Source organism: Emticicia sp. W12TSBA100-4, assembly GCF_040253585.1.
In the GTDB taxonomy this organism is placed as follows: Bacteria; Bacteroidota; Bacteroidia; order Cytophagales; family Spirosomataceae; genus Emticicia.
In genome coordinates this window covers 279684-301876 of sequence record NZ_JBELAU010000006.1, presented here as the reverse complement: position 1 = coordinate 301876, position 22193 = coordinate 279684, and the positions used below count along the sequence as shown (strand labels likewise).

At 38.2% G+C, this 22193-nt stretch carries 22 protein-coding genes; 12 read left to right on the top strand and 10 right to left on the bottom strand.

Annotation, left to right across the window (positions count from 1 at the left end; translation table 11 throughout):
• Positions 1 to 22: 22 nt before the first annotated feature.
• From ABR854_RS10475 to ABR854_RS10445, 7 genes are all read left to right on the top strand, one after another.
• Positions 23 to 829, top strand: a complete 807-nt coding sequence (locus tag ABR854_RS10475; protein WP_350265344.1) for an SDR family NAD(P)-dependent oxidoreductase — start codon at positions 23 to 25, stop codon at positions 827 to 829.
• Between the two features lie 44 nt (positions 830 to 873).
• A complete protein-coding gene (locus ABR854_RS10470) occupies positions 874 to 1632 on the top strand; it encodes a cyclase family protein (protein ID WP_350265343.1) in 759 nt (252 codons plus the stop codon).
• 74 nt (positions 1633 to 1706) lie between these two features.
• On the top strand, positions 1707 to 1988 hold the full coding sequence (locus ABR854_RS10465; protein WP_350265342.1) for an antibiotic biosynthesis monooxygenase family protein: 282 nt from the start codon (positions 1707 to 1709) through the stop codon (positions 1986 to 1988).
• Between the two features lie 80 nt (positions 1989 to 2068).
• The gene (locus ABR854_RS10460; RefSeq protein ID WP_350265341.1) at positions 2069 to 3199 is read left to right on the top strand and encodes an FAD-dependent monooxygenase; all 1131 of its coding nucleotides are present in this window, start codon (positions 2069 to 2071) and stop codon (positions 3197 to 3199) included.
• 73 nt (positions 3200 to 3272) lie between these two features.
• A complete protein-coding gene (locus ABR854_RS10455) occupies positions 3273 to 3944 on the top strand; it encodes a DUF1349 domain-containing protein (protein WP_350265340.1) in 672 nt (223 codons plus the stop codon).
• Positions 3945 to 3968: 24 nt separating this feature from the next.
• A complete protein-coding gene (locus ABR854_RS10450; RefSeq protein ID WP_350265339.1) occupies positions 3969 to 4922 on the top strand; it encodes a fumarylacetoacetate hydrolase family protein in 954 nt (317 codons plus the stop codon).
• 181 nt (positions 4923 to 5103) lie between these two features.
• Entirely contained in the window at positions 5104 to 7377 is a 2274-nt protein-coding gene (locus ABR854_RS10445; protein WP_350265338.1) for a glycoside hydrolase family 3 protein, read from the top strand.
• A 69-nt stretch (positions 7378 to 7446) separates the two neighbouring features.
• Here the strand turns inward: ABR854_RS10445 and ABR854_RS10440 are convergent, their stop codons facing one another.
• Positions 7447 to 7878 carry a YybH family protein gene (locus tag ABR854_RS10440; protein WP_350265337.1) on the bottom strand — a complete coding sequence of 144 codons (432 nt, stop codon included), beginning with the start codon at positions 7876 to 7878 and terminating at the stop codon, positions 7447 to 7449.
• A gap of 102 nt (positions 7879 to 7980) precedes the next feature.
• Here ABR854_RS10440 and ABR854_RS10435 point away from each other — a divergent pair, with 102 nt between their 5' ends.
• The 3 genes from ABR854_RS10435 to ABR854_RS10425 all read left to right on the top strand — a co-directional run bounded on the left by ABR854_RS10435 (position 7981) and on the right by ABR854_RS10425 (position 10121).
• Positions 7981 to 8850, top strand: a complete 870-nt coding sequence (locus ABR854_RS10435; RefSeq protein ID WP_350265336.1) for a diacylglycerol/lipid kinase family protein — start codon at positions 7981 to 7983, stop codon at positions 8848 to 8850.
• Complete coding sequence (locus ABR854_RS10430) at positions 8847 to 9188, top strand: translation initiation factor (RefSeq protein ID WP_350265335.1); 342 nt, start codon at positions 8847 to 8849, stop codon at positions 9186 to 9188. The genes ABR854_RS10435 and ABR854_RS10430 overlap by 4 nt, the downstream gene beginning before the upstream one ends.
• 261 nt (positions 9189 to 9449) lie before the next feature.
• Positions 9450 to 10121, top strand: a complete 672-nt coding sequence (locus ABR854_RS10425; protein WP_350265334.1) for an alpha/beta hydrolase — start codon at positions 9450 to 9452, stop codon at positions 10119 to 10121.
• Here the strand turns inward: ABR854_RS10425 and ABR854_RS10420 are convergent.
• The 9 genes from ABR854_RS10420 to ABR854_RS10380 form a co-directional block, all read right to left on the bottom strand.
• Positions 10118 to 10597, bottom strand: coding sequence for an MOSC domain-containing protein (locus ABR854_RS10420; protein WP_350265333.1), 480 nt, complete (start codon positions 10595 to 10597; stop codon positions 10118 to 10120). The genes ABR854_RS10425 and ABR854_RS10420 overlap by 4 nt on opposite strands.
• Before the next feature lie 28 nt (positions 10598 to 10625).
• A complete protein-coding gene (gene nth, locus ABR854_RS10415) occupies positions 10626 to 11285 on the bottom strand; it encodes an endonuclease III (protein ID WP_350265332.1) in 660 nt (219 codons plus the stop codon).
• 38 nt (positions 11286 to 11323) lie between these two features.
• Positions 11324 to 12427, bottom strand: a complete 1104-nt coding sequence (locus ABR854_RS10410; RefSeq protein WP_350265331.1) for a vWA domain-containing protein — start codon at positions 12425 to 12427, stop codon at positions 11324 to 11326.
• A 496-nt stretch (positions 12428 to 12923) separates the two neighbouring features.
• Positions 12924 to 13268, bottom strand: a complete 345-nt coding sequence (nirD, locus tag ABR854_RS10405) for a nitrite reductase small subunit NirD (RefSeq protein ID WP_350265330.1) — start codon at positions 13266 to 13268, stop codon at positions 12924 to 12926.
• 125 nt (positions 13269 to 13393) lie between these two features.
• Positions 13394 to 15913, bottom strand: coding sequence for a nitrite reductase large subunit NirB (nirB, locus tag ABR854_RS10400; protein ID WP_350265329.1), 2520 nt, complete (start codon positions 15911 to 15913; stop codon positions 13394 to 13396).
• A 238-nt stretch (positions 15914 to 16151) separates the two neighbouring features.
• Positions 16152 to 16514 carry a DUF5615 family PIN-like protein gene (locus ABR854_RS10395; RefSeq protein WP_350265328.1) on the bottom strand — a complete coding sequence of 121 codons (363 nt, stop codon included), beginning with the start codon at positions 16512 to 16514 and terminating at the stop codon, positions 16152 to 16154.
• A complete protein-coding gene (locus ABR854_RS10390; protein WP_350265327.1) occupies positions 16511 to 16741 on the bottom strand; it encodes a DUF433 domain-containing protein in 231 nt (76 codons plus the stop codon). The genes ABR854_RS10395 and ABR854_RS10390 overlap by 4 nt, the downstream gene beginning before the upstream one ends.
• A gap of 49 nt (positions 16742 to 16790) precedes the next feature.
• Positions 16791 to 17444 carry a response regulator gene (locus ABR854_RS10385; RefSeq protein WP_350265326.1) on the bottom strand — a complete coding sequence of 218 codons (654 nt, stop codon included), beginning with the start codon at positions 17442 to 17444 and terminating at the stop codon, positions 16791 to 16793.
• 44 nt (positions 17445 to 17488) lie between these two features.
• A complete protein-coding gene (locus ABR854_RS10380; protein WP_350265325.1) occupies positions 17489 to 18961 on the bottom strand; it encodes an ATP-binding protein in 1473 nt (490 codons plus the stop codon).
• Positions 18962 to 19271: 310 nt separating this feature from the next.
• Between ABR854_RS10380 and cobA the strand changes: the two genes are divergently transcribed.
• Both cobA and ABR854_RS10370 read left to right on the top strand, forming a co-directional pair.
• Positions 19272 to 20024: a uroporphyrinogen-III C-methyltransferase gene (gene cobA, locus ABR854_RS10375; RefSeq protein WP_350265324.1), complete on the top strand. Its 753-nt coding sequence runs from the start codon at positions 19272 to 19274 to the stop codon at positions 20022 to 20024.
• Positions 20025 to 20618: 594 nt separating this feature from the next.
• The gene (locus tag ABR854_RS10370; RefSeq protein ID WP_350265323.1) at positions 20619 to 22172 is read left to right on the top strand and encodes an alginate export family protein; all 1554 of its coding nucleotides are present in this window, start codon (positions 20619 to 20621) and stop codon (positions 22170 to 22172) included.
• Positions 22173 to 22193 lie beyond the last annotated feature (21 nt).

Genomic DNA, 22193 nt, shown 5'->3' with positions numbered 1-22193 from the left:
GAAATTTAAACAATATATAAATATGAATCAATCAAATTTAAACTCCCCTTTAGGGGGTGGGGGTGTAGTTCTCGTGACAGGCGGGGCAGGGGAAATAGGCTCTGCAATCTGCAAGAAATTTGCCGAAAATGGTTTTTCGGTCATTGCAACCTATAATTCAAATTCATCAAAAGCAGAAAAGTTATTGGAAGAACTAAACCAATTACCAGTAACCAATAACCAATCTACCAAGCACAGTATTTTTCATGCTCCAACGACCGACGCACAAAAAGTAAATGATTTGAAAGTATTTGTGTCAGAAAAGTATGGAAAATTAGATGTATTGGTAAACAATGCAGGAATTACTACGCCAGTACCGCACGATGATTTGGATGGTCTGTCAGACGAATGGATTGATAAAATCATGCAAACCAATTTCAGAGGTTCGTTTGCAATGGTCAGAGCAACCAAAGATTTATTAGAGAAGGCTTCTGACGAAAGTAAGGATTCATCGTTAATTGTCAATATTTCATCAATTGCTGGTATTTATGGTATCGGAAGTAATGTTGCGTACTGTGCTTCAAAATCAGCCATTGATTCCATGACACGCTCATTGGCCAGAGCTTTAGCTCCAAAAATTAGGGTTGTATCTGTTTCCCCAGGCTTTGTTGAAGGAGAATATACCAAAAATTTCGACCCGAAATTCTTACAAAATCAAATGGAAAATACTCCACTTGGACGTTTTGCAACGGGCGTAGATGTAGCTAATGTTGTTTTTTCGCTTGCCACTTCCATGACTTTCTCAACTGGAAATATCATTACGGTTGATGGCGGACGATTGTTAAAATAAAATTATCATTAATTTAAAATCCCCCTTTAGGGGTTAGGGGTAATATGAAAATAATAGACCTTTCAGTAACTATTTCTGAAAAAATTAAAGAGCCAATGGCCACAAAAATCGACTATGAAGACCATAAAAATGGTGCAAAGAAGATTGGTGCAATGCTTTTTGGTGGAATGACCGATTGTTTTGTAAATGATAATGGGCCAGCAGGCGAAACCCTAACAGTAACAAGTCATTGTGGAACGCATGTTGATGCTCCTTATCATTATTATCCAACTTGCGAAGGTAAACCTTCACGCACGATTGATGAAATGCCTCTAGAATGGTTTTTTCAAGATGGAGTGGTACTTGATTTTACCGATAAACCTGATGGATACATGTTTGAGCCAGAAGATTTAATCGAAAAACTCGCAGCAATAAATTATACACTAAAACCGATGGATATTGTTCTGATTCGTTGTGATGCCGATAAGCGTATTCATGATGATGATTTTGTAAAAATTCATGTGGGGGCATCGGCAAAAGCTACGCACTGGCTCATCGACCAAGGTATAAAAGTAATGGGAACCGATGGCTGGGGTTGGGATATTCCATTACACATTCAAGCGGCTGATTATAAGGCAAATCCAAGACAAGGTGTTATTTGGCAAGCCCACTACGTGGGAATCGAAAAGGAGTATTGTCAAATTGAAAAACTGGCAAATCTTGACCAATTACCACCTTTTGGCTTTAAAGTAGCTTGTTTTCCTGCAAAAATCGAAAAAGCAAGTGCAGGCTGGACAAGGGCAGTAGCGATTATTAATGATTAATGTTAAGTGTTAAATGGTGAATCGTTATCATTTAACATTAAACATTAAACATTCACCATTTAACATTTAAAAAAATGATACTCGAACTTGCAAGAATTGACATAAAAGAAGATACAAATCAAGAATTTGAGGCTGCTTTAGAAATCGCCAAAGGTGTGATTTCACAATCAAAAGGCTTTCAAAGTATTAAAGTCAAGAAGTGTATCGAGCAAAATAACCGCTACATTTTATTGATTGAGTGGGATACCCTCGAAGACCACACTACTGGCTTCCGAGAGTCTGAATTTTTCAAAGAATGGAGAGCCTTAATCGGCCCATTTTTCTTAGAACCACCTTTGGTACAACACTATATTTAATTGTGGATTTTGGATTTAAAGAAACACATTTATTCCTAAATCCGCAATCAAAATGATTCAACCTTTAATCTATAAATACTATGGCAAAAAAAATATTAGTAGTAGGGGCAGGCATCGGAGGCCAGTCGGTTGCAATTGGCCTGAAAAAAGCAGGATTTGAAGTCGATATCATAGAATTACATAAAGAATTTAATGTTTATGGTGTAGGTATCATTCAGCAAGCCAATGCCCTCAGAGCCTTAGATGCCATCGGAGTAGCCGATGAAGCCATGCGTCGAGGTTCACCCTACGGAAAAGTTAAACTTTGCTTGCCTCATGGTGTGCAATTCGGCGAAGCAGGCACACCACCGATAGGACGTTTTCCGAGCCATAACGGTATTTCTCGCAAAATCCTACATGATGTTTTATTTGAGGAAGCACAAAAAGTAGGCTTAAAATATCTCATGGGTGTTACTGTCGAAACGATTGATAATCAGCCAGATGTCGCTAACGTAACTTTCTCTGATGGTACTTCTGGTAGCTACGATATTGTTATTGCGGCTGATGGAGTGAACTCAAAAGTACGCAAACTTATTTTTGGCGAATTTAAAACAAGTTATGTAGGTTTATCGGTTTGGCGATACGCTTTCAAACGCCCTGCGAGCTTAGATACGGGCTATATTTTTTTCAATAAAAAGCACAAACTCGGCGTAATTCCGATGACGGCTGATTTGTGTTATATATTTGTGAACTCGGCTGAGGGCGATAACCCAATGATTCCAGAAGACCAGTTGGTTGATAAGCTAAAAGCCTATATGTCGGCTTATCCAATTCCGATGGTGCAGGAACTAATTCCGCAAGTAACCGATGCAAAATTGGTCAATTATCGCACGCTCGAAACTCTCAAAATGCCCGCACCGTGGTACAAAAATCGTGTAGTAGTTTTGGGAGATGCCGCTCATACGACCATTCCACAACTCGGTTCGGGGGCAGCTTTGGCCATTGAAGATGCGGTGGTTTTGATTGAAGAATTACAAAAAGAAGGTTCAGTAGAAGAGGTGTTTGAAAGATACATGAAGCGTCGCTACGACCGTTGTAAAATGGTGGTAGAGGTTTCAGAGACTTTGGGTGCTTGGGAACTACTCGAATACACCGACCAACCATTGCCCGAAGGTTCAAACATGGGTATGCTCATGGGCAAAACAGGCATGGCATTGACACAAGAGATATAATAATTTACGATTGTTTACACTCAATTCGTTCATTCGTAAATCATAAATCGAATCAATCGTAAATAAAATATTTATGAAGTATTTAGGTCTAATTTTTATCCTTTTATTGGGGTGTAGTAAAGAGAAAAAAGACAGCAATAGCCCCATAAAAATAGCTTGGATGTTTTCTGAAAGCCTCAACAAAGCAAATGAAAACAGTAAAATATTTGGTAGCGATAGCCTCGAAATAGTTTCGAGTGTAGAGACCGATTTCTTTATCGAACCTGGGCAACCACCTTATAATAAGGCAAATGCCCCCCTGTTGTTGATGCCCGTTAATAACTCCAAACCGTTTACCTTTTCTATCAAAGTCAGCCCAACGCACTTCGTAAAATATGACGCAGGAATGGCCTTTTTGTATGTAAATGACTCAGAATGGCTCAAATTTGCCTTTGAAGTAGATGAACGAATGATTGGTCGAATCGTAACCGTAAAGACAAAAGAATTTTCTGATGATAATAACCACGACGCCATTCCTGCAAAATCGGTTTACTTAAAAATTTCGTCCGATACCAAAGTCGTAGGATTTTATTATTCACTCGATGCCAAAATTTGGCAATTGGTTAGGGTATTCAAAAATGAATATGGCGAAAATTTGAAAATTGGCATTGGCACACAATCGCCCGCTGGAAAAGGAAATAAATCTATTTTTTCCGAATTCCAATTCGCCGAAACCAGCATAAAAGATTTCCGAATGGGTATTTAAACTATTTTGTAACAAAGAATCAAAATGAAACTCGTAACATTTTTAGATAAAAATCAAGAAAGTCGCATCGGTTGGTTGGTGGGCGAAAGCGTAGTTGATATGCGTTTGGCCAGTGAAAAATTACCGACCGATATGCTCACTTTTATTGATAACCATGAAACCTATTTCGAGATTATCAAAGCGTTGGGCGATGTTGAGCCACATTATAGCTTGGCAGAGGTAAAACTTTTAGCACCATTGCCAAATCCTCGTAGTTTCCGTGATTACATCGGTTTTGAAATGCACATGCAAAATGCATCTCGCTCATTCGGACATAAAATTGGTCCTGCTTGGTACGATATGCCGATTTTTTATTTCACCAACCACCAAGCCATTTATGGCCCTGAGGATGAAATCAAACGTCCGACCAAAGAAACCAAATTGGATATTGAACTTGAAATTGCGTGTATCATTGGCAAAAAAGGCAAAGATATTAAAGCTGCCGATGCTCGGCCGTATATTTTTGGATATACGATTTTCAATGATTGGACAGCCCGTGCGATTCAAAAAGTAGAAATGGAGATTCCGCTGGGGCCGCACAAAGGCAAAGATTTTGCCAATGCCATTGGCCCTTGTATTGTAACTGCCGACGAAATGGAGCAGTACAGAGTGCCATTTGATGAGAGTGTTTTTCAAGAACCCATCAGCGTACCAAAAGTGGCAGGCGATAGACTAAATCTGAAAATGACTTCTCGTATCAATGGCCAAACCGTATGCGAAGGAAATTATAAAACATCGTACTATAATTTCGAGCAGATGATTGAGCGAGCTTCCGAAAACAACGTAAACCTTATGCCGGGCGATATTCTTGGTTCAGGCACACTCGGTTGGGGTAGTTTAATTGAAAATAATTTTACCGTTCATCGCCCTCTCGAACCTGGCGATGTCGTTGAACTCGAAATTGAAGGTATCGGAATTTTAAGAAATAAAGTAGTTTAGTCACTTAAAATATGGCACGCTGATAACGCTGATGTTCCAACGCTGATTTATACAGATAATTTGCGAAAATCAGCGTTAAATTTTCAAAAGCTGATAAACGTAGGTTGTCCAATTACTTACGTTTATCAGCATTTTTGCGTAAGAATCAAATTGTTTTTTATATCAAATACCAATAAAAATCATGAAAAAAAGTACCTTAACCGCCTTACTACTAACAGGTTTTGTGAGTGCAATCGCACAAGAATCTGTTTTCAAGGTTATTCAGAATAAAGGTGGAAAAACCATCGCTTATGCTCCAACTTCGGGCGTTAAAATTTTGACAGTCAATGGTTTGTCATTCAAAGACCTTAATAAAAACGGTAAACTTGATAAATACGAAGACTGGCGTTTGGCCGATGATATTCGTGCCAAAGATTTAGCATCGAAACTTACAGTTGAGCAAATTGCGGGTTTGATGTTATATTCTTCGCACCAATCTATTCCTGCTCGCCCAGGTGGATATTTTGCAGGAACTTACGGCGGAAAACCCTTCAAAGCTGGCGAAACTGACCCAAGCGATTTGACCGACCAACAAAAGAAATTCTTAGCCGAGGATAACCTTCGCCACGTATTGATTACAACCGTTCAAACGCCAGAAATAGCGGCCAAATGGAACAACAAAATGCAGGCTTACTGCGAAAGTGTAGGCTTGGGTATTCCAGCAAATAATAGTTCAGACCCACGCCACGGAACCAAAGCAAGAGCCGAATACGATGCCGCCGCGGGTGGCGAAATTTCGATGTGGCCAAGTTCATTGGGTATGGCTGCCACTTTTGACCCAACTTTGATTGAAAAATTTGGTAAAATTGCCGCTGCTGAATACCGTGCTTTGGGTATCACAACTGCCCTTTCGCCACAAGTAGATATTGCTACCGAACCACGTTGGGGACGTTTCAATGGCACATTCGGCGAAAGTCCGTGGCTTTCGGCTGTCATGGGGCAAGCCTATTGCGATGGTTTTCAGTCGAGTGTTTGGGGAGCAAAAAGCGTGAATGCGATGGTAAAACACTGGCCAGGTGGCGGTGCAGGAGAGGCAGGACGTGATGCACACTACGCCAATGGCAAGTTTGCGGTTTACCCTGGCAATAATTTCGATGCACACTTGATACCATTCACACAAGGAGCATTTAAACTCAAAGGACAAACCAAAATGGCTTCGGCAATTATGCCTTACTACACCATTTCATGGAATCAAGACAAGAAAAACCATGAAAATGTGGCCAATAATTACAATAAATACATGATTACGGACTTGCTTCGTACCAAATACGGCTACGATGGCGTAGTTTGTACTGACTGGTCAGTGGTAGCTCTCCACAAAGCCATGGATTCGTTTTTAGACGGTAAGGCTTGGGGTGTAGAAAATCTTTCTTTGGTTGAACTTCACTACAAGGCATTAATGGCAGGTGTTGACCAATACGGTGGTAATAATAATATCAAACCTCTCCTTGAAGCGTATGAAATGGGCATCAAAGAACATGGTGAAGCCAAAATGCGTGCAAGAATGGAAGCTTCGGCAGTGCGATTGCTAAAGAATATTTTCAGAGTTGGAGTTTTCGAGAATCCTTATTTGAATACTGAAGAAACAAAAGCCATTGTTGGAAAACCTGAATTCATGAAAGCAGGTTACGAAGCCCAATTGAAATCAATCGTGATGTTGAAAAATCAAGCAAAAACATTACCGATTACTACTAAAAAGACGGTTTATGTGCCAAAAAGATTTGTTGCAGCCAGTCGTAATTTCTTAGGAATGGAAACGCCAGCGTCGGAAGATTATCCAGTAAATTTGGAAATCGTGAAAAAGCATTTCAACCTAACCGATAATGCCGATGAAGCAGATTTTGCCTTAGTTTTCATCGAAAATCCAAAGGCTTCGATTGGTTATGACAAAGAAGATACTAAAAATGGTGGAAACGGCTACGTGCCAATCAGTTTGCAGTACAATGATTATAAAGCCGATGATGCCCGTGAGGTAAGTATCGCAGGCGGAGATATTTTAGAGAATTTCACGAATCGCACGTATAAAGGAAAAACAGCAAAAGTGCCAAATATCACTGATATGCAATTGGTCCTAAACACAAAGGCAAAAATGAAAAACAAACCAGTGGTTGTGGTAGTGAATACAACCAACCCGATGGTTTTCTCTGAAATTGAGCCTTCTGCTTCGGCCATTTTATTGAGTTTTGGGGTGCAAGACCAAGCCATTATCGAAACCATTGCAGGTAAAAATGAGCCATCTGCACTTTTACCAATGCAAATGCCTGCCAATATGAGCGTAGTAGAAAAACAAGCCGAAGACGTCCCTTATGACATGACTTGTCACAAAGATGCTGATGGCAATGTGTATGATTTTGGTTTCGGTTTGAACTGGAAAGGTGTAATAAAAGATGCGAGAGTGACGAAGTATAAAAAGTAAAGAAATATTATACAGTAAAAATGCCATGCACTACAAAAATAGAGCATGGCATTTTGATTATATATTTACTTAACTCGTATGGTCAGAAATAATCAGCCATTTGCCGTTAATTTTTTTGAGTATAAGTGTAAAATATCCGCCAATATCACCTTTTTCTGGGCGTGTAAGATACCATTTCCCCAATACCCAACAAGTAGTTTCGGAATGAAAATCAGTTTTCTGAATGTCAAATTTTAGCGTACCCATTGTCGCTCGATCAGGATAGCTTTTATTATATCGGTCGAGTGTTGCTTTCCAACCATAAACTACACCTTTTGAACCAATAAACATCAGTGAGTCTGACTTCCAATAATCTTCCATAAAGGCACTAATATTTCCTTCATTCCAATTTTTGTTTTGGCGTGCCAGTACATCTAAAACCGCTTGGCGTTCGTTGATTTTTTGAGCAAAAATTGAGAATGAGATTAACACTAAAAGTAGCACTGAGGTAATTGTTTTCATTAGTTAATTGGGTTTTAGTTGATGTATTTTCCGAAATCGAATACCTGAAATCCAAAATCGAATACTTATCTTTGCAAGAAAGCATAAATCTATTAAATTTTCGTGAATAAACAAGCAATTTGGTTTATAGTAAATCCGATTTCAGGAGGAAAAAAAGTACATCAGTCGATAGTTCAACTAATTGATAATCAGTTGGATATGAATGTTTATTCGCCCAAAATATGTTATACTGAATATTCAGGACACGCCACTGAAATTGCTGCTGAAGCTGTAAAAACTGGTATTCCAACAGTCGTAGCGATTGGCGGTGATGGTACTGTAAATGAAGTTGGCAAAGCTTTGATTCGTACAAATACTGCTTTGGGGATTATTCCAACTGGTTCGGGAAATGGCTTAGCGAGAGAGCTGGCAATTCCGATGAAGGCTGCAAAAGCAATAGAATCTTTGAATACTCCAGTAAGCAAGATAATTGACGTATGCTATGCCAATGACGTACCGTTTTTCTGCACAGCTGGTATTGGATTTGATGCTCATTGTGCCGAGATTTTCTCAAAAACCAAAGGTCGTGGAATGTTAAATTATGTAAAAGTCGGCTTTACAGAGTTTTGGAAATATAAACCACTCAAATGTATTTTTGGAGCGAGTAATTATGAAGTTTTCAGCATAACTTTTGGTAATGCCAGCCAGTTTGGTAATGATGCTTACATAACACCTACGGCCATTATTGATGATGGTTTAATCGACTGCACTATTATCAATCCGCCATCGGCTTTTCAGGCATTGTCGATGATTGGTCAGTTATTCAATGGAAATATTCATTCGTCGGAGCTTTCAGAAAATTACAGAGGGACAAAATTTAAGGTTTCGACCGAACAAAATTTATTGATTCATTATGATGGAGAACCACTACAGTTGACTACTAATGTATTGACTATCAGTATTTCAGAAAAAAGTTTAAGAGTAATAATATGAAAAATAAAAAAGGCACTCCGCTGGGAGTTGTTTATTCGACAAACCCCGATTTTGAGTTTAATTTTGGTGAAGACGAAGAGCCAGAAACGCTTCCCGCTCAACAACAAAATTTTAAGATTTGGCTCGATAGAAAAGGTGGAAACAAGATTGTAAGCCGAGTTGATGGTTTTATAGGAAAAGATGAGGATTTACAAAGTTTAAGAAAAAAGCTTCAAAATCTGTGCGGTAGTGGCGGAACTGCCAAAGATGGTGAGATCTTACTGCAAGGCGACCACCGTGATAAAATTCTGACTTTTTTGCTCAAAGAAGGTTATAAGGCAAAGAAGGCGGGTGGGTGATTTGAGTTCTGAGTGTAAAGTTCTGAATTCTGAGTTTTTGTTTACTACATTGTAATTTAAGCGACTGTCGCTCGGTTTCTTTAGTTTTTGAAATGGTTGTATTTTGTAGTAAATAATAGATTATCAGTGTTTTATGGGTAATTTGTGACAATTGTAAAACCGTTTTGGCGGTCCGATAAAATAACTTATTTAACAGTGTACTTACTTTACTAAATTCTCTTTAACCACATTTTTGAAATATAAATATTCAACTCAGAACTTATGACTCAGGATTCAGAACTATTTGAGCATCAAATAAAAATAGAGCGAACCGCACGGTATTATACTTTGGGAGAGTTGAACGAAAACACCAAAACGATTTGGTTTGTGGTACATGGATATGGGCAATTATCGCAATTTTTTATACGTAAATTCATCAATATTATTGATAATGAGACTTTTATCGTTGCTCCCGAAGCTCCTTCGAGATTTTATTTAGATGACAATTTTAAAAGAGTAGGGGCTTCTTGGATGACTCGTGAATTACGCCAGTCGGAGATTGATGAAAATAATGATTATCTGAATACGCTTTATGAAAAATTATTAAAAGACCGAGATTTGACGAATATTGAAATCAATATTTTGGGCTTTTCGCAAGGTTGTGCAACGGTCTGTCGATGGTTTGGTGCTGGAAAAATCAAATGTAATCGGTTACTACTTTGGGCAGGATTTTTCAGTAATGGAATCAGAGAAGTAATTGAACCAGAAAAACTAAAAAATATAGAAACTTACTATATTTATGGCGATAAAGATGAGTTTTTGGTGGCTTATCCTGAAGTATCAGAGAAGTTTAGAGCAACGATGATTGAAGAAATTAATCCAAAAATTGTATGTTTTGAAGGAAAACACACCGTTGATGAGCCAACTTTACAAGCAATTATCGCAGGTTTTTAAACTAAACTTACCGAATCTCCAATTTTAATTTTTCCACCCTTTACGACCATACACGTAATTCCACCATGTCCTCGCATGGCATTATAGCCGCCAGTTCCGAGGTTTTGCTCCATTCGGCTGCAAGGGTGGCAGTAGCCGGTCATTTTCAGAATAGCTTCTCCAATTTTAAATTCTAAATTATTGAGAGCCAATAAATTAAGTCCAGAAACTACAATGTTTCTACGTAAAAGTGCTGGGTCGATGCTTTCTTTTTGAAGCATTTTGCTGACCGCTTCGATATGCTCTGCTTGAATGAGTGTTACTTGGCGTTTTTTACTGCTGCCTCTATATCTATCTCCCTCGATGCCTTTTTTCTCTGATACCTCAATTTCATTAACGACCACGATTTCACCACGGGAAGTTGGGCCAGGACGGTAACTTAACCATTCTACTTTTCCTTCATGAGCGAAGGTTTGCATCAATTCTTTTATTTCCATGATTAATTACACAAGTTGGAAACTTGTGCTACAAATGTGGTGTATCAAATTTTTGTTTTTCAAAGGCATTACAGAAAGGTTTTAGATTACATTCTCCGCATTTGGGTGTGCGTGCTACGCAGATATAACGGCCATGCAAAATAAGCCAATGATGAGCCACTGCAATTTTATCTTTCGGAATGTGCTTGATTAATTGTTTTTCTACTAAAAGTGGCGTTTTTGCAGTTTTTGGCACTAAACCTAAGCGATGCGAAACCCTAAAAACGTGCGTATCAACTGCCATTGCGGGTTTATTGAAAATTACTGAAACGATCACGTTGGCAGTTTTACGTCCAACCCCTGGCATTTTTTGTAAATCTTCAATCGTATTTGGTACTTCCGAATTAAAATCATTGACCAAAATACGAGCCATTCCGACCAAGTGTTTGGCTTTGTTATTGGGGTAACTTACGCTTCTGATATATTCAAAAACCTCATCGGCAGTTGATGCTGCCAAACTTTCGGGCGTAGGAAAGCGAGGAAAAAGCTTTTGGGTAACAATATTTACTCGCTTGTCAGTACATTGTGCCGAGAGAATAACGGCAACCAATAACTCATAAGGGTTAGTATAAACAAGCTCAGTTTCAGCTTCTGGGTAATTTTCACTAAAATATTGGACTAAGGCTGCGTAACGTTCTTTTTTTTGCATTTTTAAACGATTATTTAAAAACAAGTTAAAAACTTGTTTTACTTCACATTTTTTCTCCTATTGCGTTGGAAATCTTCCAAAACAAAACCACCCAAACCATTTAAGCCACTATAATAGGCTCGACCATTGTTCACTTGTGTGAATTGTTGGACAAATTGCTTGAGATAAGGGTCTGTTGCAATCATAAAGGTTGTAATCGGAATCTCCAAACGACGTGCTTGTGCGGCAATCGTGAGAGTTTTGTTTACAATCTTGCGGTCGAGTCCGAAGCTATTTTTGTAGTAATTGATTCCTTCTTTTAGGCAGGTAGGCTTGCCATCAGTAATCATAAAAACTTGCTTATTTTTGGTTTTTCTTCTACGCAACAAATCCATTGCCAGCTCTAAACCAGCTACTGTATTGGTGTGGTAAGGCCCAACTTCGAGGTAGGGAATATCTTTGAGTTGTATTTGCCAAGCATCGTTTCCGAAAACCAAAATATCAAGTGTGTCCTTTGGGTATTTTGTGCGAATCAGCTCTGCTAAAGCCAATGCTACTTTCTTTGCTGGAGTTATTCTATCTTCGCCATACAAAATCATTGAATGCGAAATATCAATCATCAGTACGGTTGAAGTTTGAATTTTTGACTCACGATCGACTACTTCCAAGTCGCTTTCGAGCAACATAAAATCATCAATTCCACCATTGATTTGTGCATTTTTTAGAGATTCTGTCATTGAGATTTGGTCGAGTGTATCGCCAAACTGAAATGAGCGAATATCGCTACTGAGTTCATCACCCGTACCTGTGTATGGCGTGTGGTGGCTGCCGCTTGATTTGGTACGTTTGAGTTTACCGAAGATTTCATCAAGTGATTGTTTTCTGATACTCTGCTCGCTTTTAGCAGTCATTTTAAAAGTTCCTGCTTCTTGATTCTCCTCGGTGATGTAGCCTTTTTTCTTAAGGTCATCAATAAAGTTGGCCATGCCGTATTCGTCGCTCGTGAGCTGATATTGACGGTCGAGGTCGCTCATATAGGCAAGAGCCTGACTTACATCGCCCGCCGTAATGAGGAGTAATTGCTGGAAAATATTGAGTAGTTGCTCAAATTTATTATCACCCTTCATTTCGGGTTTAAACTCAGAAAAACGGAAACCTTTCATGGGATATTTTGATCAAAAAATTAACAGAAATCGACGTGCTATGATTGATAAACGCTTTTTGCCGATAGATAGTTTTGCTATCTAAAAAAAAGCCGAACGACAGCTACACATAAATAATTTTTTGTCTTTTTTTGAAAAAAAACTCAGAAAAAAGATTGCTTTTTTTGATTAGGTGGGTTGATGGAAGGATATTTACATTGTCTGATGGAAGAGTTGTGCCCCAACCTGCTAAAGGAGCAACTAATGGTGCTGGTTTAAAATCAACTGCTATCGAATGTAAAACAACGATTTGCATTCTGTATGAAGTAAAGAGAGTAAAATTGAGGTAGAACCTGTATGTACTATTACAAAAGCCAAAGCCCTTTAAATTTAAAGGGCTTTGGCTTTTGTAAGTATTAATCTTGGGGTATAAAAAAGACCCCTTGAAAACCAAAGAGTCTTTCCGAATACTTTAACCTATGATGAATTGCAAAAGTTTTGCAACTTTTACTTACGATTAAATACTTACAAATACCATTCCATCTTCAATTTTTACTGGATAAGTCTTAATTTTGAAGTCGTCTCCACTCAAACAAGCACCTGATTCGAGCGAAAAGGTTTTCTTGTGAAACGGACACGCAACTTTTGGTTCTTCTCCTACTGAGCCTATCATACCTCTTGATAAAACCATTTGTTGGCGATGTGGACAAAGATTTTGAGTAGCATACCATTCACCTCGACGAGAGAAATTGAAAATCGCAATTTGCTCGCCATTTATCAAAACGCAGCCCCCACCATTTTCAGGTATTTGAGTCGTCGAACAGGCTAATACCCATGTTTCTGTGGTTGTTTCTATTGTCATAATGCCTCTTCCCCCAAAGAGTGTATTTTTATTAAGATTCTTTTAAATCATTTTTAAATTTTGAACTATAAACCTAAACATTTCGTCAAAAATCGCTAATCGCTAATCGCTAATCGCTAACTATTTTACTTCCACTCCAAAGCACGTTTTTGGTCACGTAAAGGCGTGAAAACTACACTTGGGTCTTTCATTTCTGGAGCATTTACAAAATGACTAAATCTTTGACGAATACTGTCATTTTCAATGGCTTCTTTCCATTCACATTTATAGTTGCCAATTAAACTTGCCATTTCTGCTTCTAATTCTTTTGCAATTCCGAGACTGTCGTTAACCACAACGTTTTTCAGATAAGTAATGCCACCATCCATTTTGTTTAGCCAAGTAGCAGTACGAGTTAAAGGTTCGGCAGTTTTGATATAAAACATCAAGAATCTATCAAGGTATTTTACACATTCTTCTTTTGAAATATCGCCCGCAATCAACTGAGCGTGTTGTGGTTTTGCTCCACCATTACCACAAACGTACAGATTCCAACCTTTTTCGGTAGCAATAATTCCGAAATCTTTTGCTTGGGCTTCTGCACATTCACGCACGCAACCTGAAACCCCTCCTTTGAATTTATGTGGAGCTCTGATGCCTTTGTAGCGATTTTCTACTTCAACAGCAAACGTTACCGAATCGTGCAAGCCAAAACGACACCAAGTAGAACCTACACAGGATTTTACGGTACGTAGGGCTTTTCCATAAGCATGTCCTGACTCGAAACCTGCCGCAATCAATTCTTCCCAAATAGCAGGTAAATCGTTAAGGTGAGCTCCAAATAAGTCGATTCGTTGACCGCCAGTGATTTTTGTATAGAGATTGTATTTTTTAGCAACCGAGCCTATCACAATCAATTTATCAGGAGTGATTTCTCCTCCTGGAATTCGTGGGACGACAGAATAAGTACCTCCCTTTTGGATATTCGCCAAGAAACGGTCGTTTGAATCTTGAGCAATATCATTGCCTTTTGCAAGAATCATGTCATTCCAAAGACTCGCCAAAATCGAAGCTACGGCGGGCTTACAAACTTCGCAACCGTCACCCTTGCCGAATTTATCTAACACACCTTCGTAAGACTTTATTTCGTTGATTTTTACTAAATCAAAAAGCTCTTGGCGAGTATAATCAAAGTGTTCGCAGACTACATTTCTTACATAGATTCCCTGTTCTTTCATTGTTCCGAGCATCAAATCTTTTACCATCGGCACGCACCCACCACAACCAGTTCCTGCTTTGGTGCATTTCTTCAAACCATCGATGCTATGTACTTTATTTTCAGAAACTTCGTGGCAAATTTGCCCTTTTGTTACTGCTTCGCACGAACAAATCAAGGCATCATCAGGCAAACCCATGACTCCTGCACCAGCTTCTTCTTCACCGCCTCTTGCACCGAGAATCAGGTTTTCTGGGTCTTTCGGAAGCACTAATTTATTATTGGTAGTCTGTAAAAGCATATTATATTGCTCGGCATCGCCCACCAAGATTCCGCCCAGCAATAATTGATTATCGTTCGAGATATTGATTCTTTTATAAATACCTTTCGATTTGTTTTCATAAACAATCGTTTGACAGTCAGGCTCTGAGATAAAAGCATTTCCGAAACTTGCCACATCAACACCAATTAATTTTAACTTGGTTGACATATCGAAGGCCTTAAATTCCTTTGTCCCATTACAAAGATTGGTAGCCACAATATCTGCCATTTCGTAGCCAGGAGCAACCAATCCATAAATCATGTGGTCGTGTAAAGCACATTCTCCAATGGCAAAAATACTTGGGTCAGAAGTTTGAAGTTTGTCATTGACTACAATTCCGCCACGAGAACCAACTTCCAAACCCGACAAACGAGCCACTTCGTCACGAGGCTTGATACCTGCCGAAATAACAAGCATATCTACTTCGAGTTTTGTGCCATCAATAAAATTCATCGCCGAAATCACGCCATTACCTGCAATTTCTTGCGTATTTTTATTCAAATGTATTTTTAAACCTAAAGTTTCAAGTTTCGCTTTCAGAATATCAGAGCCAGCTTGGTCAATCTGACGAGGCATAAGTCGTGGGGCAAACTCAATGACATGCGTTTCTTCTAAACCTAAATCCAAAAGAGCTTTTGCCGCTTCCAAACCCAATAATCCACCACCAATTACCGCACCTTTTGTTGCTTTCTTGGCGTGTGCTTGCATCATATCGAGGTCTTCAATGGTACGATATACAAAAACACCATCCTTTTCAACCCCTGGAATTGGTGGAACGAAAGCAGCCGAACCAGTAGCTAAAATTAGATAATCATAAGGAATTGTAAGCCCATGATGCGAAGAAACTGTTTTTGCTTCACGGTCGATGTTGGTGATTGGGTCAGAAAGGTGAAGTTTGATGCCGTTATCGAAGTACCAGTCGAGCGGTGCCATCGTAAGGTCTTCTGCGGTTTTTCCAGCGAAGTATTCAGAAAGGTGAACACGGTCATAGGCTGGACGTGGTTCTTCGCCAAAAACTGTAATTTCGAAGTGAATATCTTTGGCTTTGGCAATAAGTTTCTCGCAAAACTTATAACCGACCATGCCGTTGCCCACCACAACGACACGGATGTTAGTTCCGTTTGTCATTTTGAATTATGTTTTCCTACGTTTGCTGCATTGATTGGTTCAGTACGTTTCCCCCATTCTGAACTCAATTATGCTTTAATTTCTTTTTTAATGAGTATAAATACTCATTTTTATTCAAATGTATGTTATGGTTTTGTGAAAAACAAGTTTTTATTTGGTAAAATTTAATTTTTGTAGTTAATGTTTTGGTAAATTGTATTTATTACAGAATAAATATAAAACAAAAAGTAATCGTTGTTTAGAGAGGTAAAACCCTCACTCTCATTCTTTGTTTATCAAGTGTAATTAAAGCACCATCGTTTAGACTTTGCTCGAATTGAGATAATAATTCGAGTATTGTTTTTCCTAAAGAATGTGGCATTAAGTCTTGAGTTCGGACTTGTATTACGCTGGGTGTTTGAGTGTGGGTATTGGCAAGTATTGCTCCGAAATCTAAGTCATTAGTAAATATGAGATAGTTGTTTTCGATTGCATAATCAAAAATTTCTTTGTCAGGAGCATTAACTTTACCTATTTCTGTCCAATGTATGGCATTAATATTATTTTCTTGAAAAAATTTAACCCAAAGTGGAGTTAAATTCATATCAATTAAAATTTTCATGCAGCACTTAAATTAAGTTCCATTTCTTCAGCACGCCACGAAGCATAGCTAAGTGCTTCTAAAATATCATCTTTTTCTAAGTAAGGATATGTCTTTAAGATTTCATCAAAAGAATATCCAGTAGCTACTAAGCCAACAACTGTACCAACCGTAATTCTCATCCCTCTTATGCAAGGCTTTCCACCCATTATTAAGGGATTCAGTGTTATTCGATTTAATGTATTCATTTTGCTGAGTTTTTTACAAAAGTAAAGTTTTTTTTAGCAAATTTCAAAATTACTCTACTGCCAACCTGACCAGCTCTGCTGTATTTTTTACATCGGTTTTTCGGAGAATATTTGCTCTGTGATTAGAAACTGTACGAACACTCAGCGAAAGTTTTTCAGCAATCTCTTGACTGCTCAAGCCTTCAGTGATATATTTTAAGATTTCACGCTCTTTTTTAGAGATTTTAGCAAATAAGCTGGTATTCTTTAATTTCGGCGTAGTTTTTTGCTTGCGTTGAGCCAAAAGCCCGTCAATAATCATGGCCGAAACCGTGGGAGGGAAGTATTTGTTACCCGCCGATACACTCTCCAAAGCCTTTAATATTTCTTCTTTGCTTGTATCCTTTAGTAAATAACCCATTGCTCCATTTTCTACCGATGTAACCATGTATTCTGGGTTATTGTGCATCGAAAAAATAAGAGATTTGGTTGATGGGTATTTATCCGAAATAATTTTGGCCACCTCAAAGCCTGACATTTGGGGCATTGTAAGGTCGAGAAGTACGATTGTTGGTTTAAGCGTTTTTACTTTTTCAATAGCTTCGATGCCATCGGAGGCTTCGCCTATAATTTCGACATTGGGTTCTTCTTCGAGCAGATTCTGAATACCCTTTCGCACAACCGCATGGTCATCTACGATAAGTAACTTAATTTTGTTTGTCATTATATTGTTTTGTTTAGTTGATGCAAATAATAGGTTGTGATAGATTAATTACTTCGATGAGCTGCTCTGACTTCATCGTTTATAAGTGGAATTTTTACAAAAATACTCGTCCCTTTTCCTGCTTCTGATTCTATTTTAATCGTTCCGTTGAGCAATCGTACACGGGTTTGTAGATTTCCCAAACCATTTCCTCCAATTCGGCTTTTCTTGTTTTTTTTCATATCAAAGCCTTTTCCATCATCTATTACCACGAGTGAAATGTACTTATTTTTTTCGTTAGATAGTGTAATCGACACCTTTTTTGCTTTGGCGTGCTTCATTATGTTATTGAGCGTTTCTTGTGTAATTCTATACAAATTATTCTCAATTTTATTCGGAATCGTAATATTATCAGTCAAATCATTGAATGAAGCTCGAAAGTCTGCTCCTTTAGCGGTGCGTTCGAGTAATAATCTGATTGCTGATGAAAGCCCAAAATCAGTCAATACAGAGGGCATCAAATTGAACGAAACCGTGCGGGTTGCTTCGATTGTTTCGTCGATTAGTTTCTGATGTTCTTCAAATGATTTTCTTTGTTTTTCATTTACAAAAGGCAAACTTTTTAGTTGTTCACTATCGAGTTTAAGGCCAGTAAGCATCTGACCGATACCGTCGTGCAATTCACGAGCCAAGCGTTTACGTTCTTCTTCTTGCCCCTCAATGAGTGCCGTTGAGCGGGTGTTATCTTCTTTACGAATCAGTAAATATTTCTCTTCAGTGGCTTTTACTAAATCTTTTTGGGTTGAAATAAGCTGTTCATTGGTTTCTTCGAGTTGTTGATTTTTTACTTGTAATTCATTTTCAGATTCTTTAATTCTGAGAATAACTTCCTGAACATATCTGACAAGTGGTATAAAAATCAGAAAAGCTTCGAGTACAAGTGTTAAAATCGTAAATCCGAAAAGTATAAATTCGATTCGCTTAACATTTTCAACCCTTTCTTTTGCTTCAACATCATATTGAGAAACAATTTTATCCATTATTTTCAAAAAATCTCGCTCATTGGTCAGCATATTTCTGATAATGGTGTGGCTGCTTTTATTAGTATAATTTTTTTGAGCGACGCTATCGGCATTGACGCTGATTACTTGAAATTTTGGTTCTAAATCGTTAAATAAGTTTTGTATTGCCGCACTATTTTTTACAAAATACGTTTTATCTAAACCAAGTTTGCCATTTTTTAATCCATAATGACATTTTACCCACAGGTTGAGCGTTTCGCTAAAGTCATTTTCATAAAAAGAGGCTTCTTCGGCAAATTGTGTTTTATTAGTTAGCAATATGGCCATTTTGCAGAGGCGTTGACTAAGCATACGTTGACGACCCGCTAAATTGACGACGTGGGCATCATCGCTCGACTCATTGAGTGATCGCTGAATCAGCATTTGTCCAAATAACGAAAGCAGTGCCACCACAAAGAGTGCCACCATGTAAAGGCGTGTTAATCGCTGCGATACTTGCTTGTCGAGATTTTGCATTCTGAAAAATTAAAGCATTTTTTTTGAACTAACAAGCCACCATTAAAAGTTCTTAGTTATATCAAATTTTTTGTTTCTTTTGTGCTATTTGTATTTTAAGTAATTTTACTCATTTTGTATTTTATTAATAATTGTTTGTCTAAAAATAACTAATTTAAAATTTTCTTTGGTTAAAGTGTGTTTTAGGCAAATATTGACTTTACTTTTATGCCATGAAATATATGGCTACGACCGTATCATTTTTTATTTTAGGGTTTTTATACCTACTGAATCCACCCTTTTTACTACTAAACATTAATACTCAGAAACTATGCACTCTAAGCTAACACTCGTGGGGGCGGGTCCGGGCGACAGCGAACTCATTACATTAAAGGCTATCAAGGCTCTGCAAAGTGCAGATGTAGTATTATATGATGCCCTTGCCAATGATTCTTTGCTCGAATATGCACCAAAAGGTGCCGTAAAAATCAACGTTGGCAAACGTAAAGGACAACATTCGTTTAAACAAGACGAAATCAATAATTTGATAGTTTCGTCGGCACTCGAACACGGTCATGTTGTGCGTTTGAAAGGCGGTGACCCATTTGTGTTTGGACGTGGCTACGAAGAATTAGAACACGCCAAAGCTTTCGGAATTTCGACGGAAGTAATTCCTGGGGTTTCAAGTTCGATTGGTGTAGCGGCGGCAGTTCAGATTCCGATTACTCACCGAGATATTGCTCGAAGTTTTTGGGTAGTTACTGGTCATACAAGCGACGGAAGTTTACCAAAAGACCTCGAACTGGCAGCACAGTCATCGGCAACGGTGGTTGTTTTGATGGGAATGAGTAAATTGGCTGAAATAGCTACTATTTTTGAGAAGCATGGCAAATCAACCATTCCAGTTGCAATCATTCAGAATGGTACTACTGGTGAACAGAAATCTGTTTTTGGACAAATAAAAGATATTGTAGAAAAAGTCAACGAAGCGAAGGTGAGTAATCCTGCCGTAATTATTGTTGGTGATGTAGTTGGCCTGCACCCCGAATATGTGGAGGCGTATGTGGCTGAAATGAAATTGTGAGTTATACCTTATATATATACTGTCAAAAATGCCGCCCTGATAAGGGCGGCATTTTTGTTTTATCATACACACATTTGTAGGAAATGAAATTAAGTGTTAATCGCTATGTTTTTGGAGTTTTAAAATTATAAAGTTTAAATTTGAAAAATGGGAAAAACTAAAAAATAGGTTTCAAAAATGTCGTTTTTTAGAAAATAAAATTGTATTTTTCTAAAAACAAGTTTAAGAATTAAAAGAATTTTGAGTAAAAATGTTAAAAATGACTAAAATATGTTGTTTTGTGTTTTGAGTATAAAATATTATTTTATACATTTGAATAAGCAAAATAGAAACAGTTTATTTAAGTATAAATAACCAAAGAAAATTTTGGTAGTGGGGGCTATCAAAAAATTAATTAAAAGTGCCAATCTATTATTTAACTTCTAAAACAAATGCAAACGTAGGAAAATCAGCAAAAAATTGAAAGAAATCGGGGAGGGGCGAAGTGGGGGCTTTGTCTTGAACCAAACAAAAAAACCGACTTGACATGGGGGTGTCAAATCGGCGAACGAATCGCAGAACGTAGGTATTTATTCACAATTCAATTCAAAACAAATGAAAAAAAATCTATTTAGCAAGTTTGGGCTTGCAATTTTCTTCACAGTATCTTTTTTCAAGGCATCCTATTCTCAATTTTCATTACTTGGTCAAGTCAGAACTCGTACAGAAGTTCGTGATGGTCTCGGCAATCTTGCACCACTTGGCACAAAGTATTCAGCGTTTACTTCGCAACGCACTCGTCTAACTTTTGGCTACAAATGGGACAGAGTAACTTTTGGTATGGCCGTACAAGATGTACGTGTGTGGGGGCAAGACGCTTCATCAATTTCAAATGCCGATGGTGGCAAATTTGGCGTACATGAAGCATGGGCCGAAATCGTTTTAGCAAACTCGGCTGATACAACCGTAAAATTCAAACCGATACAAAATCTTTCATTAAAAATAGGACGTCAGGAGTTGGTTTACGACGATGTTCGTTTACTTGGAAACCTTGATTGGCTACAACAAGGCCGCCGTTTCGATGCTGCTATCTTTAAAGCTCAACATTTGGGTTGGTCATTAGATTTTGGTGGTGGTTTCAATCAAAATGGTGATGCCTTTGGTACAAATGGCACTTATTATGTAGGTGGAAACGCTCCAGCATCGGCACTTTCTAACAAAAACGTAACATTGGCGATTCCAGCGGGATTTTTACCAACAGCTACAAAAGGCGGAGCTCCAGTTTTGGCAAATGCAGCCAGTACAAACGGTCAAAATCAAATGTTTAAATCGTTTCAAATGGCGTATTTGACACACAAATTCAAGCAAACTAAGTTTTCTGCACTTTTCTTCAAAGATGATTTCTCAAAATTTAGAATTGATAGTATCGGTAATGCAACTCAAGGTTACGTATATGGAAGGCGTTATGACCAAATTGGTGTAAATTCTCGCATAACTTACGGAGCAATGTTTACAGGTCAATTTGGAAATGCTTCGGCTAAACTTGGTAAAATTGCATGGCAAGCGTTTGGTTATTTACAGTCTGGCACTGACCGTGATGGTTTGAAAATCAAGAAAGCATTTCATTATGGTGCAAACTTCATGATGCAAAAAGGTCTTATCAGCTTTGGTCCTGGATATGAAGTGTTATCGGGAAATGATGGTTTTACTACAAAAGCAGCTGAAACAAGCCGTTTCGACCCACTGTATGGCACACCACACAAACACTGGGGGTATATGGACTACTTTTATGTTGGTACTGGCTCGCCAGTTGGTGGTTTGCAAAATGCTTTCTTTAAGCTAAAACACGCTGGGAAACGCCTAACATCAACTTTCGATATTCATTATTTTGCTTTAGCGGCCGATACTCCAAACAAAATGAAAGATGCTCCAGCAGGTGCTAAAATATCGCCAATGTTGGGTACAGAATACGACTTAGTGTTGAATTATGCCCTCAATAAATTCACGGCTGTTGAGTTTGGATACTCTGTAATGAAAGGAAATAATAGCCTTGAATACGTGAAGCAAGCTTCGATGGACAAAACACGTAAAACAGGCCAATGGGGATACTTGATGCTTAACATTCGTCCAGATTTTTTCTACACTAAACCAGTGGCTATTAAGCAATAAGCACACCCCTAACCCCTAAAG